Origin of the sequence: Sphingobium sp. (assembly GCA_023266575.1) — a bacterium.
Lineage (GTDB): Bacteria > Pseudomonadota > Alphaproteobacteria > Sphingomonadales > Sphingomonadaceae > Sphingobium.
Genome location: JAHFPV010000012.1, coordinates 121,026 through 136,374 on the forward strand (window position 1 = coordinate 121,026; position 15,349 = coordinate 136,374).

13 protein-coding genes are annotated in these 15,349 nt (G+C 64.0%); 8 read left to right on the forward strand and 5 right to left on the reverse strand.

Annotated elements, in window-relative coordinates; genetic code table 11:
* Positions 1–359: 359 nt before the first annotated feature.
* A complete protein-coding gene (gene ppa / locus Q0D44_RS13065; protein WP_119743706.1) occupies positions 360–899 on the reverse strand; it encodes an inorganic diphosphatase in 540 nt (179 codons plus the stop codon).
* A gap of 37 nt (positions 900–936) precedes the next feature.
* Complete coding sequence (locus Q0D44_RS13070) at positions 937–2,856, reverse strand: peptidase M61 (RefSeq protein WP_294137036.1); 1,920 nt, start codon at positions 2,854–2,856, stop codon at positions 937–939.
* A 93-nt stretch (positions 2,857–2,949) separates the two neighbouring features.
* On the opposite strand from Q0D44_RS13070, the gene Q0D44_RS13075 reads away from it, so the two are divergent.
* The 7 genes from Q0D44_RS13075 (at position 2,950) to Q0D44_RS13105 (ending at position 12,334) form a co-directional block, all read left to right on the forward strand.
* Positions 2,950–4,440: an alginate export family protein gene (locus tag Q0D44_RS13075; protein WP_294137022.1), complete on the forward strand. Its 1,491-nt coding sequence runs from the start codon at positions 2,950–2,952 to the stop codon at positions 4,438–4,440.
* Between the two features lie 51 nt (positions 4,441–4,491).
* A complete protein-coding gene (gene hisS, locus Q0D44_RS13080; RefSeq protein ID WP_294137023.1) occupies positions 4,492–5,796 on the forward strand; it encodes a histidine--tRNA ligase in 1,305 nt (434 codons plus the stop codon).
* A 163-nt stretch (positions 5,797–5,959) separates the two neighbouring features.
* Positions 5,960–7,051: a peptide chain release factor 1 gene (gene prfA / locus Q0D44_RS13085; RefSeq protein ID WP_294137024.1), complete on the forward strand. Its 1,092-nt coding sequence runs from the start codon at positions 5,960–5,962 to the stop codon at positions 7,049–7,051.
* Positions 7,048–7,905 (forward strand): peptide chain release factor N(5)-glutamine methyltransferase, encoded by an 858-nt coding sequence (prmC, locus tag Q0D44_RS13090; protein WP_294137025.1) that lies wholly within the window; start codon positions 7,048–7,050, stop codon positions 7,903–7,905. The genes prfA and prmC overlap by 4 nt, the downstream gene beginning before the upstream one ends.
* Before the next feature lie 303 nt (positions 7,906–8,208).
* On the forward strand, positions 8,209–9,165 hold the full coding sequence (locus Q0D44_RS13095) for a DUF4167 domain-containing protein (protein ID WP_294137026.1): 957 nt from the start codon (positions 8,209–8,211) through the stop codon (positions 9,163–9,165).
* A gap of 125 nt (positions 9,166–9,290) precedes the next feature.
* Positions 9,291–10,691, forward strand: coding sequence for a DUF4139 domain-containing protein (locus Q0D44_RS13100; protein ID WP_294137027.1), 1,401 nt, complete (start codon positions 9,291–9,293; stop codon positions 10,689–10,691).
* Positions 10,692–10,801: 110 nt separating this feature from the next.
* Positions 10,802–12,334: a hypothetical protein gene (locus tag Q0D44_RS13105; protein WP_294137037.1), complete on the forward strand. Its 1,533-nt coding sequence runs from the start codon at positions 10,802–10,804 to the stop codon at positions 12,332–12,334.
* 3 nt (positions 12,335–12,337) lie between these two features.
* On the opposite strand, the gene Q0D44_RS13110 is transcribed toward Q0D44_RS13105, so the two are convergent.
* Positions 12,338–12,715: an acyl-CoA thioesterase gene (locus tag Q0D44_RS13110; RefSeq protein WP_294137028.1), complete on the reverse strand. Its 378-nt coding sequence runs from the start codon at positions 12,713–12,715 to the stop codon at positions 12,338–12,340.
* Positions 12,708–13,007 carry a hypothetical protein gene (locus tag Q0D44_RS13115; protein ID WP_294137029.1) on the reverse strand — a complete coding sequence of 100 codons (300 nt, stop codon included), beginning with the start codon at positions 13,005–13,007 and terminating at the stop codon, positions 12,708–12,710. The genes Q0D44_RS13110 and Q0D44_RS13115 overlap by 8 nt, the downstream gene beginning before the upstream one ends.
* Before the next feature lie 71 nt (positions 13,008–13,078).
* Here Q0D44_RS13115 and Q0D44_RS13120 point away from each other — a divergent pair, with 71 nt between their 5' ends.
* Positions 13,079–13,507, forward strand: coding sequence for a CBS domain-containing protein (locus Q0D44_RS13120; protein ID WP_217672555.1), 429 nt, complete (start codon positions 13,079–13,081; stop codon positions 13,505–13,507).
* A gap of 22 nt (positions 13,508–13,529) precedes the next feature.
* On the opposite strand, the gene Q0D44_RS13125 is transcribed toward Q0D44_RS13120, so the two are convergent.
* Positions 13,530–15,017: a lipopolysaccharide biosynthesis protein gene (locus Q0D44_RS13125; RefSeq protein ID WP_294137030.1), complete on the reverse strand. Its 1,488-nt coding sequence runs from the start codon at positions 15,015–15,017 to the stop codon at positions 13,530–13,532.
* Positions 15,018–15,349: the final 332 nt, after the last annotated feature.

A 15,349-nucleotide genomic window follows, 5' to 3' on the forward strand; every position in this document is an offset into this window, starting at 1 on the left:
CCCGCTGCAACCCTTTGAGGATGCCAGTGGCGCGCTGGCGGATCCTGCATCATGAAATCCCTCCTCCTAGGGCAAAGGAATCGCCTATGACTTTGCGTCATCCCTCCAACGTCATCCTGAATTTATTTAGCTGCGCTGGCCGTCGGCTCAGGATCCATCGTGCCTCAAAAGCTGTCGCTGGGGACGAGAAATGGATGCTGAAACGAGTTCAGCATGACGAAGTAAAATGAGGTCCGGCTCATATGCGATAAGCCCTGCCTTGCAGGGGAGGATTTTTAGGGGATTCGACATTATCGTCACAAAAAAAGGCCGCGCAGTCACCCCGCGCGGCCTTTCCATTCACTCGGACAGTCGGGCGCTCAGGCCTTCTTGTTCGCCTGATAGCGTTCGATCGCTTCCAGCGTGACGCGCTTGGCGTCCTCGGCCCCGCCCCAGGTGCCGATGCGCACCCATTTGGTCTTTTCCAAGTCCTTGTAATGGGTGAAGAAATGCTCGATCTGCTCCATCACGATGCCGGGCAGGTCATCCTTCTCGCTGATGTCGGCATAATATGGGAAGGTCTTGTTGTCCGGCACGCAGACCAGTTTCTCGTCGCCGCCCGCTTCATCTTCCAGGTTCAGCACCGCGATCGGGCGGGCGCGGACGACCGAGCCCGGGACAAAGGGCGAGCGCGCGATCACCAGAGCGTCGAGCGGATCGCCATCGGGCGACAGCGTGTGCGGCACGAAGCCATAATTGGCCGGGTAGCGCATCGGCGTGTGCAAAATGCGGTCCACGAACAGCGCGCCCGACGCCTTGTCGAACTCATATTTCACCGGCTCGCCGCCGACGGGCACTTCGATGATGACGTTCAGGCTGTTGGGCGGATCGTCGCCAACGGGAATCAGTTCGATGTTCATGAAAACGCCTTTTGCTGCACGATAGATTAGCGGGTGTTTATGTTTTCGGTTGGAGCAGCCTGTCGAGGCTGCCCTCACCCTCTCCTGTCTTTTCGAGGCGCGGATAGCGCAGCCCGCCCGAATAATCGAGTGACAAAGTGCGGTAATATTTGTCCTGCTTTAGGATGATCTGGATCGGCGTCTTGGCCTTGATCGCCGCCTTCCACACATCTCCCGAATATTCGTCGCCATTGACCGCCAGGATTTTGGCGCCGATCACCAGCCCCGCCTTGAAGGCCGGGCTGTCCCAGATGACGCCGCTGATTTCGCCGTCATTCTTGACGATCAGGCCGATGCCGAAACTCTGGTCGACCATCTTGTTCGCGCCCTCGGCTGCCTTGGTAAAGCCATTGGGGGTGTCGCCATAGACCAGCCTGTATCCGCCCATGGTGAAGCCGCCCTTGGGCGTTTCCCTAGTCGGGCTATCCACATAGGTCTGGAAGAATCCCGCCCAGTCATAGGGCGCGACGCCGTTCAGCGTATTGATGACGTCCTGCCGATTATAGACGAGCTGGCCCCAGTCGCCCGGCTTCACGCCGAAAAAGGCCTTGGCGAAATCGTCCAGCCCCTTGGCACCCTTGGTCTGCTTGCGGATGATCGCATCGGCCTCCAGCCAGATCATCAGCCCTTCATTATAATAATCTTCCGACCGCTGCCAGCTGGCCCAGCCCTTGGGCCGCCGGGCGGAGATGATCGGATCATGCGTCGTATCCTCCATCGGCCGCCATTGCCGACCGACCGCCGTGTCCAGCTTGGCCGCGATCTGCGCATAGGCGTCGAGCGTTTCGGCTTTGGTGAACAGGCCCGATCGCGCGCCCAGCACATAGCCCCAAAATTGCGTCTGCCCTTCATAAACCCACAGCAGATTATCCTGCATCGGCGTGCGGAAATCGGGGGTCCAGAGCAAATCGGGACGGCGGAACTTGCCGTCCCAGCTATGGGTGAATTCATGGGGCAGCAGGTTGCGGTCCAGCAATGCCTCGCCATCGCTCCATTTCTTGAAATAGCCCGGCTCGACCTGATTTTCCGAACTGCGATGATGTTCCAGGCCAATGCCGCCCATTTCGTCGGTGATGGCCAGCAGGAAATCATAATGGTCGAAATGATAGCTGCCGAACAGCGCGCCCGCTTCGGCCACTAGGCGTTTGTGCTTGGCGATCTGGTCGGGGGTATAGACCAGCTCGTCGGCATCATCGGCGACGATGTTGAGCGTCACATTTTGCCCCAAATCCACCGCCTTGAAATGCTGGCCCGCGAACACCGGCGAATCCTGCAACGCTTCATAATCGATCACGTCATAGGCCACGGTGTCGCCGGTCCGCTTGCCGCGCAGCGCGGTCGCGGCCTGCCAGCCGGTGGGATAGGTGACGGTCGCCTGCACCGGAATCTGCCGGGTATAATAGCCCGCCGGATAGAGCGAGACGCTCTCCCACTGGATATTCTGCATCTTGGGCGTCACCACGACGCGGCCCTGATTGCCGACGGTGGCCGACAGGAACTGGAAGCGGGCGACGACCTGTTTCGTCCCCTGCGGCACGTCGATGACGAATCCATAGGCGTTAAGCGGATCGCGCTTCCAGCTCAGCGGCTTGCCATCGGCGGTGAAGGTCAGGCCGGTCAGCTTTTCCAGCTGGCCGCGCGGGGCGTGGTTGCCCGGCAGCCATTCGGGCATCAGCAGCGTCATCGGCCCGCTGGTTGCGACCGGGATCGTCTCCTTCACCCGGAAAATGCGTTGCGTGGTATCGCTGGCATCGACCTCCAGCTTTATCGTGCCGCCGGGATAGGGAATGTCCTTTGGCACGGGGCTGGCATCGTTGATTGGCAAAGCGGTGGGCTTGGACCGGATCGCGTCCTGCGCGACAAGCGGGCTGGCGATCGCGGTCGACAGGATAAGGGCGGCAGCGAGGCTGCGGATCATGAACATCTCCGAAAATTTGGGCTGGGCCGGACGGCCCTCATGCCGCCACAATGGCGTCGCGGCGCGGGCGCGTCCAGCCTGTCTGGACGGAAAATGCTTGATCGCGCGCGTCGACATTGCCATGGGCACGCCATCGGGATCAGCGCCTTCCCGGTCAGCGCATCCGCGCCAAAGGCCGCCCATTGCCCCGCCACCTTGTGGATCAAGGCGGCGCGGATGAAGGAGCTGTGCGTGGATCGTTCTGCCTTTTTGCCCTTTTTCGCGTGGCTGCTTGGTAGCGTCCCTCTTGCTGCTCAGGCCCAGGACAAGGCGCCCGAACAGGGACTGGCCCTCTCCGGCAATGTCCGCTTTCGTTACGAAGCGCTTGAAGGGCAGGCCCGCGCCGGGCTGGACGATTGCATCGACCTGGTCAGCCTGCGCACCATCCTGACCGCCAGCTATGGCGCGGGGCCGATCCGGCTTGGCGCGGAACTGTGGGACAGCCGGGTGTGGGGCGGCCAGCGGGGGGAAGGGATTGGCACGGGCGAAGTCAACACGATCGAACCCGTGCAGGCGTTCGTCGCCGCCGATCTTGGCCCGTTGCTGGGGCGCGGCAGCAAGACGTCCGTGCAACTGGGGCGCTTCATGCTGAATCTGGGGTCACGGCGGCTGATCGCGGCGGATGATTATCGCAACACCACCAACGGCTCCACCGGCGCGCACGTTGATATCGCCACCGCGCGCGGCGGCACCGCGACGCTAATCTATGTCCTGCCGCAGATGCGCCGCCCCGACGACGAAGCATCCGTGCTGGACAATCGTAGCGGGCTGGACCGCGAAAGCTTCGACCTTCAGCTTTGGGGCGGCTATGGCGCGCATAAGATTGGGCGCGGGACCATGGCGGAAATCGGCTATTTCCGCCTGATCGAGCGCGACATGCCCGGCCGCCCGACCCGCAACCGCGACCTGCACAGCATCAGCGCCCGCATCCTGCGCGACCCCGCGCCCGCGCGCCTCGACTTTGAGGTGGAAGGGATCGGCCAGATGGGCAGCATCCGCGCCAGCGCCGCGTCCGCTGCCCTGCCGATCGATGTCGCGGCCTGGTTCGTTCACGCCGACATGGGGTATAGCTTTCCCGGCCCCCTGCGTGCGCGGGTTTCGGCCGAGTTTGACTATGCCAGCGGCGATCGGCCGGGTCGCAGCTATGGCCGGTTCGATACGCTGTTCGGGATGCGGCGGGGCGACTTCGTACCGGCGGGTATCTTTGCCCAGACCGGTCGCGCCAACATATTGACGCCGGGATTGCGGGTGGAAATGGCGCCGGGCAAGCGGCTCGATCTGTTCGCGGCATGGCATCCGATGTGGCTTGCCGCGCGCAACGACGCCTTTTCCACCACCGGGGTGCGGGATGCTGGCGGCCGGTCGGGGCGCTTTGCGGGGCATGGGCTGGACGGGCGGTTGCGCTGGTGGGCGAAGCCGCAAAAACTGCGCGTGGAAATCAATGCCAGCTGGATCGGCAAGGGGCGCTTTCTGCGCGACGCACCCAATGCCCCGGATGCCGGCAACCCGCGCTATATCTCGCTCGCGCTCTCGTCGATGTTCTGACCGCAAAATCCGCGTTTCCTTGGGACACAATTGCGGTTAAAGGCCCGGCATATGGCGAAAATCGAAACTCCGCGTCCGGTTCGTGGCACGCAAGACATGTTGGGCGGCACCCCGGAAGCGTTTGCGGAGCGTTTCGCGCATGTGGTCGCCACCTTCGACAGGGTGCGCAGGCTTTACGGCTTTCAGCGGGTCGAGGTGCCGGTGTTTGAATCCACCGCCGTTTTCGCCCGGTCGCTGGGCGAATCCACCGACGTCGTGTCGAAGGAAATGTACACGTTCGAGGATCGCGGTGGCGATTCCATCACGCTGCGCCCGGAATTCACCGCCGGGATCAGCCGCGCCTATATCACCGAAGGCTGGCAGCAATATGCGCCGCTGAAAGTCGCGACCCACGGGCCGTTGTTCCGCTACGAACGGCCGCAAAAAGGCCGTTTCCGTCAGTTCCACCAGCTCGACGCGGAAATCATCGGCGCGGCCGAGCCGGGCGCGGACGTGGAATTGCTGGTGTTCGCGGACCAGTTGCTCAAGGAATTGGGCATTAATGACGGCGTGACGTTGACGCTCAACACGCTGGGCGATGCGGAAAGTCGCGAGGCATGGCGCGCCGCGCTGATCGCCCATTTCGAGGCGCATCGCGGGGACTTGTCGGAGGATAGCGTCGATCGGCTGGCCAAGAATCCGCTGCGCATCCTCGACAGCAAAGACCCGCGCGACCGCCCGGTCGCGGACAGCGCGCCCGACATCGACGCCTATCTGACCGACGAGGCGCGCAGTTTCTTCGAGAAGGTGACGAGCGGTCTGGATGCCGCTGGCGTGGCGTGGGAACGCAATGCCCGTCTGGTGCGCGGCCTCGACTATTATCGCCACACCGCGTTCGAGTTCGTCACCGACCGGCTGGGCGCGCAAGGCACCGTGCTGGGCGGCGGACGCTATGACGGGCTGATCGAGAATCTGGGCGGCCCGGCGACGCCTGCGGTCGGATGGGCAGCGGGGATCGAGCGGCTGGCGATGCTGGTGGATGTTCCGACGGCTCCGAGGGATATCGTAGCAGTTCTTCCTGATAAGCGAGACTTGGAAGATGAGGCTTTGGCAGTTGCCGCACGATTGAGGCGTGCCGGAATCCGTTGTTGGACACCGTTGGGAGGAAACCCCAAGAAATTGCCTGCCAAGGCACGGCAGGCAGGAGTGGAGGCAAATCTTTTCGTGCTGCATCCAGATTCTGAAGGCCGTTGCTTCAATTTTATATCAGTCTCTGATGATCCGTCGGTGCATGAACTGTTTAAGCCTATCTCAGCGGTTTTGGGCGAAGATCGTTTCGGCAATTTCTCTCATTTCAAGAATAACAAAGCCGACTGATGCCGACCTCCGCCCGTCGCGCCACCCCACCCCCGTTCGCCCTGAGCCTGTCGAAGGGCTCACCTGAGCGCAGCGAAGGTCCCGGCCTCGCCTCCGCTCGGCAGAAGGCTTCGACTTCCCCCGGATCAAGTCCGGGGCCGAACGGATCGGGGAGCGGTCGCTAATGCACATATCCCCCGAACGCATCGCGCAGATTGAGGCGCGCCGGGATGAGGTGCAGGCGTCGATGACGCGCGCCGATCTGCCGCCCGATGCGTTCGTGCGCCTGTCGAAGGAATATGCCGAGATCGAGCCGGTTGCCCGCGCCGCGCATGAAGTGCGTCGCCTGCGGCAGGAGCTGGCCGCGCTCGACTATATGACGGGCGGGGTAGATGCGGATGCGGACCCGCTGATGCGCGAAATGGCGCAGGAGGAGATGCAGCTGCTCAAAAGCCAGCTGCCTGCCGCCGAACGCGCGCTGGCGCTGCAATTGCTGCCCCGCGATTCGGCCGATGCGCGCCCGGCCATGCTGGAAATCCGCGCCGGGACGGGCGGCGATGAAGCGGCCCTGTTCGCGGGCGACCTGTTCCGCATGTATCAGCGCTACGCCGATTCGCTGGGCTGGAAGATGGAATTGATGTCGGCCAATGCGTCCGAAGCGGGCGGTTACAAGGAGGTCGTCGCCTCCATCACCGGGACTGGCGTGTTCGCGAAACTCAAGTTCGAAAGCGGCGTCCACCGCGTCCAGCGCGTTCCCGTCACCGAAAGCGGCGGGCGTATCCACACATCGGCCGCGACCGTCGCGGTGCTGCCCGAACCGGAGGAGGTCGACGTCCAGATTGCCGATGGCGACCTCAAGATCGACATATATCGGGCGTCGGGCGCTGGCGGCCAGCATGTCAACACCACCGATTCGGCGGTTCGCATCACCCATTTGCCCAGCGGGCTGGTGGTGATTCAGCAGGACGAACGGTCCCAGCACAAGAATAAGGCCAAGGCGATGCAGGTGCTGCGCGCCCGCCTCTACGAAGCTGAACGCGAACGCACCCAGAGCGAACAGGCCGGCGCGCGCAAGGCGATGGTGGGATCGGGCGACCGCTCCGAACGCATCCGCACCTATAATTTCCCCCAGGGCCGCGTCACCGACCATCGCATCAACCTGACGCTGCATCGCCTGCCGGAGATTCTCGAAGGGCCGGGGCTGGCAGAAGTGATCGACGCGCTGATCGCGGAGGATGAAGCGGCGCGGCTGGCGCAGCTGGACGGGGTCGGGTGAGTGCCAGCATAGGGGAGGGGAGTATCCCCGACTCCCTGCGCGCGGCATCTGTCCAGCTCGCTGTCGCCAGTGACACGCCGCGCCTCGACGCGGAACTGTTGATGGCTCATGCGCTGGGTCTTTCCCGCAACGATTTGCTGCTGCGCCAGCGCGGCCTCACCGTCCCACCGGGCTTTGCGGCGCTGATCGACCGCCGCCTTGCCGGGGAGCCGGTCGCCTATATTATCGGCTATCGCGATTTCTGGACGATCAGCTTGGGCGTAACCCCGGACGTGCTGATCCCCCGCCCGGACAGCGAAACGCTGATCGAGGCGGCGGTCGCCCATTTTACGGCGCGCGCGCCGCAATCCATCCTCGACCTTGGCACCGGCTCCGGCGCGTTGCTGCTGGCAGGCTTGAGCGAATGGCCCGATGCCCATGGTCTGGGCATCGACGCCTCGGCGCGCGCGCTGGCGGTGGCGCGGGGCAATGCGAAGCGGCTGGGGCTGGCCGACCGCGCGACCTTCCGTTTGGGTGATTGGGCGCAGGGTGTGGATGGTCCGTTCGACCTGATCCTGATCAACCCGCCCTATATTGCGCGCAGCGTCGCGCTGGCGGGGGATGTGCTGCATGAGCCGGATAGCGCCTTGTTCGCAGGCGCGGAGGGCCTCGACGATTATCGCCGCATCGTCCCCGATCTGCCCCGCCTGATCGCGCCCGGTGGCATGGCCGCGATCGAGATCGGCTATGACCAGAAGGATGCGGTATCGGCGTTGCTGGCGGACGCGGGCCTGCGCGTGCGGGCGTTGCAGGACTTGGCCGGGCATGATCGTTGCCTGGTCGCAACATGGCCGTCCCGCGACGGCACAGCGTAATTAACGCCATGACAAGCGGAAATTGCTTGGTTTCTCCGGCGAAAGCCTCTACATCGAGGGCAGAGATGGCACTATCTCGTGATATGGTCGGTTCAGGCCATTGATAGAAAAGGCCTTTCTCTACGCTCCTGACAGTCATGACGGCGCTGCTGCCCGGCGCCGCTGGCAGCTTGAGGCACTGGCCCTTTGAACCGGCCATGCCCGGCGGAGCCGTATCCGGTCTGATGTGCGGGCCGTGCTTGGGGATGGCGACGGAACAGAGTTTTCAGCCAATATGATGACAGCGAACGCAAGGATCATGTCTTGATCAACAACCGGCAGGCCGGTCGCCGCAATCGCGGCCGGAACAATAATAACAACGGACGTCCCAATAATGGTGGCAATCGGGGCGGGGGCGATAATGGCAACCGCATCGACAACCGCGCCCGTGGCAATGCGACCCAGCTTCTTGAGAAATACAAGAATATGGCGCGCGACGCACAGATGGCGGGCGATCGTGTGAATGCGGAATATTATCTGCAATTTGCCGACCATTATTTCCGCGTGCTGGCCGACAATCGCGCCCGGCAGGAAGAGCAGCAGGCCAACCAGCCGCAGCGTCACCGCCGCCCGGACGAGAATTTCGACGAGGATGGCGATGATTTCGAAGGCGTCGCCGACGGCGTCGACGAATTCCGCACCGATTCCTCCTCCTATGATCGTACGCCGCGCGAACAGCCCGACCGCGCGCCGCGCGAGCAGGCCGAACGCGCGCCGCGTGACTATGGTGATCGCGCCCCGCGTGACAATGACCGGGCGCCGCGAGACTTTGATCGTGCGCCCCGCGATAATGACCGCGCCCCGCGCGATCAGGGTGATCGTCCGCAGCGCGACTTTGCGCCGCGCGACCAGAATCGCCGTCAGGACGAAGTGCGCGAAGATCGTAGCCGTGAGGATCGCGGCCCTCGCCGTGACCGCCCGCGTCGCGACCGTCCGGTCTTTGCCGAAGCGCAGCCCCAGGTCGAACAAGCCGCACCCGCGCCCGTTGCTGCTCCGGTCGTAGAGGCGGCACCCGCGCCGCAGATGGAAGAAGCACCCCGCCCGCGCCGTGGTCGCCCGCGCAAGGTCGTCGATGTGGCTGCATCCGAAGCGCCTGTCGGGCTGGACATGGCGATCCTGCCGCCCTCGATCGCGCGTGCCGACAATGATAGCGACGTCGGCGAGGACGCGCCCAAGAAGCGCACCCGCCGCCCACGCGCGACGACCGAAGCGGCCGAATAAGCCGCCTCGCTATATGAGTTGAAAAGGGGACGGCGCCCGGCGCGTCGTCCCCTTTTTCATGCCCGCTTCCCAATCGCGGCGGCTTGCGGCAGAAGGTGACGACATTGTCGGGAGAGACCTGCCCCATGACCGCCCTTCGCCTGCTTGCGCCGCTGTTGTGCGCGCTTCCCGTCGCTGCGCTTGCGCAAGGAGCCGCCGATCCGACCGGTGCTTCGGCCCAGGGCGATGTCGCAGTCACCATTTACAATAATGGCCAGTCGCTGGTGCAGGATGACCGGCAACTGGTGATGACGCCGGGGCGCAACCGCATCGAATTTCCCGATGTGTCGGCGCGCATCCGCCCCGAAACCGTCACCCTGTCCGGTCCCGGCATCGCGATTGTTGAACAGAATTTCGACTATGACCTGCTGTCGCCCGACAAGCTGATGGACAAGGCGGTCGGGCAGGAGGTGACGTTGGTGCGCACCAACCCCGCCACCGGCGCGGAAACGCGTGAGCGCGCCAAGATCCTCGCGGCCAATGGCGGCATCGTCCTCCAGATCGGCGCACGGATCGAGGTGCTGCGCGACGATGGCCTGCCGGTGCGCGTCATTTTCGACCGGGTCCCGCCCAATTTGCGGGCCAAGCCGACCCTGTCGGTCACGGTGGATGCGGCGCGCGGCGGCGCGGTGCCGACCCGCCTGTCCTACCTGACCCCCAATCTCGGCTGGACCGCCGATTATGTCGCGCTGTTCGACGCGGCGAAGGGCGCGATGGACATGCAGGGTTGGGTGACGCTCACCAACAATACAGGCACGACCTTCAGCAATGCGCGCACCATCCTGGTCGCGGGCAATCCCGCCAATGGCGGCGGGCGGACCAACTGGTGGCAGTCTGGTAGCGGCGCGATCGATCAGGCGGGGACGGAAAGCGGCCCGCGCGAACGGCTGGGCGACTATTATCTCTATCCCCTGGCCGCGCGCACGACGATCGCCAACGCGCAGCAGAAGCAGGTGAGTTTTCTGGATGTGAAGGGTGCGACTGCACGGGCGACCTATGAATATCTCAACCCCTGGCTCGGCAGTTCGGCCGAACCGCTCAGCGCGTCGAGCGTGCTTAAATTCTCGACATCGAAGCAGGGCGGCCTTGGCGATCAACTGCCCGCCGGCACCATCCGCGTCTATATGCGCGATGCGCGCGGAGACCCGCAATTCATCGGCGAAAACAGCATCGACCATACGCCCATGGGATCGTCGATGGCGCTGCGCACCGGCGAGGCGTTCGACGTCAAGGTCCGGCCGACGGTCGAACAGCGCACGAGAAAGGGTGCGTCGCGCTGGGAAACACGGATGCGCTATACGCTGACCAACGCCCGGCCTGAGGCCATTACGGTCGATCTGGCCCAGGGCGGCCTGTGGGGCGATACGCGCGTCATCGCCCAGAGCGTGGAGGGGCGGCGCGTATCGGCCGACCGGATGGAATGGAGCGTGCCGGTCCCGGCCAATGGGGCGGTCGACCTGACCGTCACCTTCGATTCGCGCTACTGAAGCGGGTCGCGATGCGGCTTTTGCGCTATTGGATATGTGTTCCCGCGCAGGCGGGAATCCAGTTGAAAGGTAGGAACTGGATTCCCGCCTGCGCGGGAACACGCTATCTTCTGGCGCTGCTCTTTTGTCTCTTCGCGCCGTCGGCGCAGGCTGACACCGTTATCTCCACCCGGATCGATAGCGTATCGGTCACCGTCTATCGCGCGCCGGGCCGCGCTGCCGGGGCGATCGACCGCAACTGGCCGGGCAGCTATGCGCTGGTCACCGAAACCCGCACGGTCGATCTGCCGCAGGGCGAGTCGGTCGTCCGGTTTGAAGGCGTAGCCGAAGGGCTGCTGCCCGAAACCGCCATTCTCTCCGGTATGCCGCGCGGCGTGCGGGAGAAGAATCGCGATACCCGGCTATTGTCGCCCGCCGGGCTGGTCGACGCCTATCTCAAGCGCCGCGTCACGCTGCGCCGCACCGATCGCGCGACCGGCAAGGTGACCGAGCAGGACGCGATCCTGAGCGCCGGGCCGACCGGCGGCGTCATCGTCCAGACCGCGCAGGGCTATGAGGCGCTGGGATGCAGTGGCCTGCCCGAACGGATGCTCTATGCAGAGGCCCCCAAGGATCTGTCGCCGCGCCCGACCCTGTCGGTGATCGCGACCAGCGACCGGCCGACCCGCGCGACGCTGCAACTCACCTATCTGGCCGAAGGGTTCGACTGGTCCGCTTCCTATGTCGCGGACATGAAGGGGGAGACGCTCGACCTGATGGCCTGGCTGACGGTTGCCAATGGCGGCGTCACTGGCTTTGCCGATGCCCAGCTCAACGTCATTGCCGGGCAGCCCAATCGCCAGCCGCGCGTGGCGCAGGCACGGCCAACCGGCGGGCCGCTGCGCCTCACCTGTTGGCCGATGGATGTGACGAGCACCCATCCGCGCTGGACCCTGTTTCCGGTGGACATGCCCCAGGCGATGATGATGGACGGCGCGCAGGAGATTATGGTGACGGCGCAGCGCCGCACCGAACGGGCAATGATGGCGCCGCCTCCTCCACCGCCGCCGCCACCCGCTCCCGTCGTGGCGGAGCGGGAGGATCTGGGCGACCTTAAATTCTATCGCGTGCCTGTGGCCGTGACGGTCGCCGCTAACAGCCAGAAGCAGGTCGCGCTGCTGCGCCAGCCCGACGTAAAGGTCGAGCGCCTTTATGCAGCAACGATCGGCGGGTTCGACGGGGGTGAATCCCTACCGATGACGCTGCGGCTGCGGCTGCAAAATCGCAAGGATGACGGCCTTGGCCTGCCCATGCCATCCGGCCGGGTCGCGGTGTTCGAGCAGATGGATGATCTGCGTCTGCTGGCCGGGGAAGCCGATATTGGCGACAAGGCGGAAGGGGAACGGATCGACTATGATCTGGCCGAAAGCGCGGACGTCCGTATCGCGGTGCGGCAGGTGCAGGCGTCGCGCAAAAGCCGCGGCTGGACGATCGCGCTCAGCAATGCCCGGCCCTTTGCCGTCACCGCCGAAGTCACCATCCCCCACGACATCACGCCCCGCCCGACGGATATGGAACGGCTCGGCAATGCATGGATTTGGCGGGCGACGGTCCCCGCCAATGGCAAGGCGGAGTTGGCCTACACTCAGCGCCTGCCGCGCTGATAGTCAGGCGTCGGGCAGTGGCCGGGGCCGGTGACTTTCGTCCAGCGCGACGAAGGTGAAAACGCCGCTCGTCAAATCCACCGTCTCTGCCCCGCCGCCGCGCGTCGCCACCACGTCGATCCGTATCGCGACCGATGTGCGACCGCGCCGTTCGGCATGGGCATAGACCGACACGAGATCGCCCATCAGGATGGGCGAAATGAATTTCATGCTCTCGATCGCGACGGTCGCCACCGCGCCCTGCGCGATTCGCCCGGCAACGATGCCACCGGCAATATCCATCTGGCTCAGCACCCAGCCGCCGAAAATATGGCCATTGCTGTTGATGTCAGCCGGGCGGGGCACGACGCGCAGGATCACCTCGCCACGCATGTCACTCATTCTCAATCACCTCATCCTTGATCCGGTCGATCACCTGTTCGTCATGCCCGGTGCCGCTGGACAGGAAAACCAGCGCCATCAGACCGGTTCCCAGCATGAAGGTCAACCACACGCCCAAAATCGTGGCGATCACCATATGGATCGGCATCGGCCCGGCCCACAGCCGTAGGAAGATGAGCGACGCGATGACGCAGAGGGCGCCACCCGCTGCCATCCAGAGCATGATGCGGCGAAACCGCGCCCAGGCGGTGGCGGCAATTTGCGGGTCATCGAGCGCTTGTTTGCGTGTCATCCCTTTTCTTTGGCCTACGAAAATGTGATCATCAAGCATCGAGACATAATGTCCAAGGAAGGAGAGCGGTCATGACCATCGCGGCAATATTGCAGGGCAAGGGGCGCGACGTCATCCAGGTGCGATCGACCGACAGCGTGTTGTCCGTAGTGACGCTGCTGGCGGAGCGGCGGATCGGCTGCGTGCCGGTGGTGGATGATGGGCAGGTGGTCGGGATATTTTCCGAACGCGACCTCGTCTATCGCGTCGCGACTGAAGGCGCAGCGGCGCTGGAGCGTCCTGTTTCCGACGTGATGACGGCCCCGGCCATCACCATTGACGACCAGACGCCGGTGATGTCGGGCCTGTCGCTGATGACAAAGCGGCGCATCCGTCATCTGCCCGTGGTGGTCGATGGCGAACTGATCGGGCTGATCTCGATCGGCGATCTGGTCAAATTCCGCATCGACCGCATCGAATCGGAAGCGGCGGCGCTGCGCGACTATATCCAGACGGCTTGATTGGCGGACGTGAACGTCCGGTTTAGGCGGGCGCCTGAACCGGCGGCGCGCGGCGAATCACCAAAGCGACCAGTTCCATCAACGTGCCGCGCGCGCACAGCATCAGTGCGGCGAGGAAGGCGATGCCGCCCGACGGCACCAGCACGGCCAGCCGGATCGGTGCGGCCAGCGGCGGCAGGATGCGATCCACCGCCAGCACCACACCCGCCATCAGAATGGCACAGCCCAGACCCGGCGCAGCGGCACGCGCCAGGTCGATCAGGCGCAATCCCATAGGCGCGCCTGCCAGCCGTGCCGTCACGATCGTTAGGATCGGAAAGGCACCGAGCCAAGCCCAGGCCAGGCCGATCGCGCCGAAGGTGATGCCGATCAGGAAGGCGACCGGCATCAGCACCGCGCCGACACCCGCGATTCGCGCGGTCGTGCCGGGGCGGCCGAGCGCATTGCTGACCGGCGCAAACATCACCTGCAACGTCATGAACGGCATGGCCAGCGCCAGCACCGCGACGAAGGGGGCCATTTCCAGCCATTTCGCCCCGAACAGCGTTTCGACCAGCGGTTCGGCGGTCACCGCCATGCCCAGATAGACGGGGCAGGAGATGAGCAGCAGCAGCCGCACCGCCTTGCAAAAGGACCAGGCGACGCGCGATGGGTCTTTTTGCATCCGCGCATAGGCGGGAAAGGCGACATCGTTGAGCGGCGGGATGAATTTGCTGACGAAAATCTGGGTCAGGAACAGGGCTTCGGCATAGAGGCCCAGCTGATGCGGCTCCAGCACCCGCCCGCCGATGAAGATATCCGCCTGACTCTGGACGATCCAGAAGAGCTGTCCGCCCAGCAAGGACGCGCCATAGGCGACCATTGCGCCTGTGCCGCGAAAGTCGAAGGTGGGGATGGGCCGGAACCCGGTCGCCAGCACATAGCCCAGCCCCTTGACCCAGAATCCGGCAATAGGCGCGAACACCAATGTCCATACGCCCCAGCCCGACAAGGCACCGACCAGCGCCACCGCGGCGGAGGCAAAGGCGGCGATCAAATTGACCAAGGCAGGGCGCTTGAAATCGAGTGCTCGTCCCATGATCGCTTCGGGAATCGAAATGAAGGGGGTGGAGAGGTAGAGCAAAGCCTGCACCCGCAGCAGGTCGGCGACCATTGGCTGGTCATAATAGTCGGCCGCGATCGGCGCGATTCCCAGTTGGAGCAGCGCCAGCGCACCGTTGAGCAGCAGCATGATGGTGAAGGCCTGGCGCAACCGGTGCGAATCGAGCTTGTCCGACTGCACCAATGCGCTGACCAGCCCATAGCCATTAAGGAAGGTCGCGAAATTCAGGATCACCTGGGTCATCGCGAACAGGCCGTAATCGGCCGGATCGAGCAGGCGAATGACCGCCAGCGTCACCACCCAGCTCATCATCTGCGAGATGATCTGGCTGCCCGAACGCCAGAAAATCGCGCTCCTGATGCGTGCGCCGAAACCCGCATCGTCCGCGTCGGCATCCTGCAAACTCATGCTCTTAATCACCCATGGCCATGATGGCCGTCTGCCCCGTCTAGACCCCAAACGCCAAAAATTTCTGAAACAAAATTGCAAAAAGCATTTGACGGGTCGGGAGGTCGGGCCTAGAGGGCTGTTCACCGGACGGGGCGCTGCCTAAAGGAAGCGTTCGGCACGGTCGCCACTATGGTTGGACGCCATTCCCTCGGCACTTAGGTATCGGGGTGGGATGGTTGTCCGGTTTTTAGTTTGGTTGTGGTTCTTTGACATTGTTAGTCAGATGAAGGGACATGTGGGCGGCGGCTCCGGTCTGCGGCGGCTTTCAGGCGTCGTGTGATCGGTTAAAT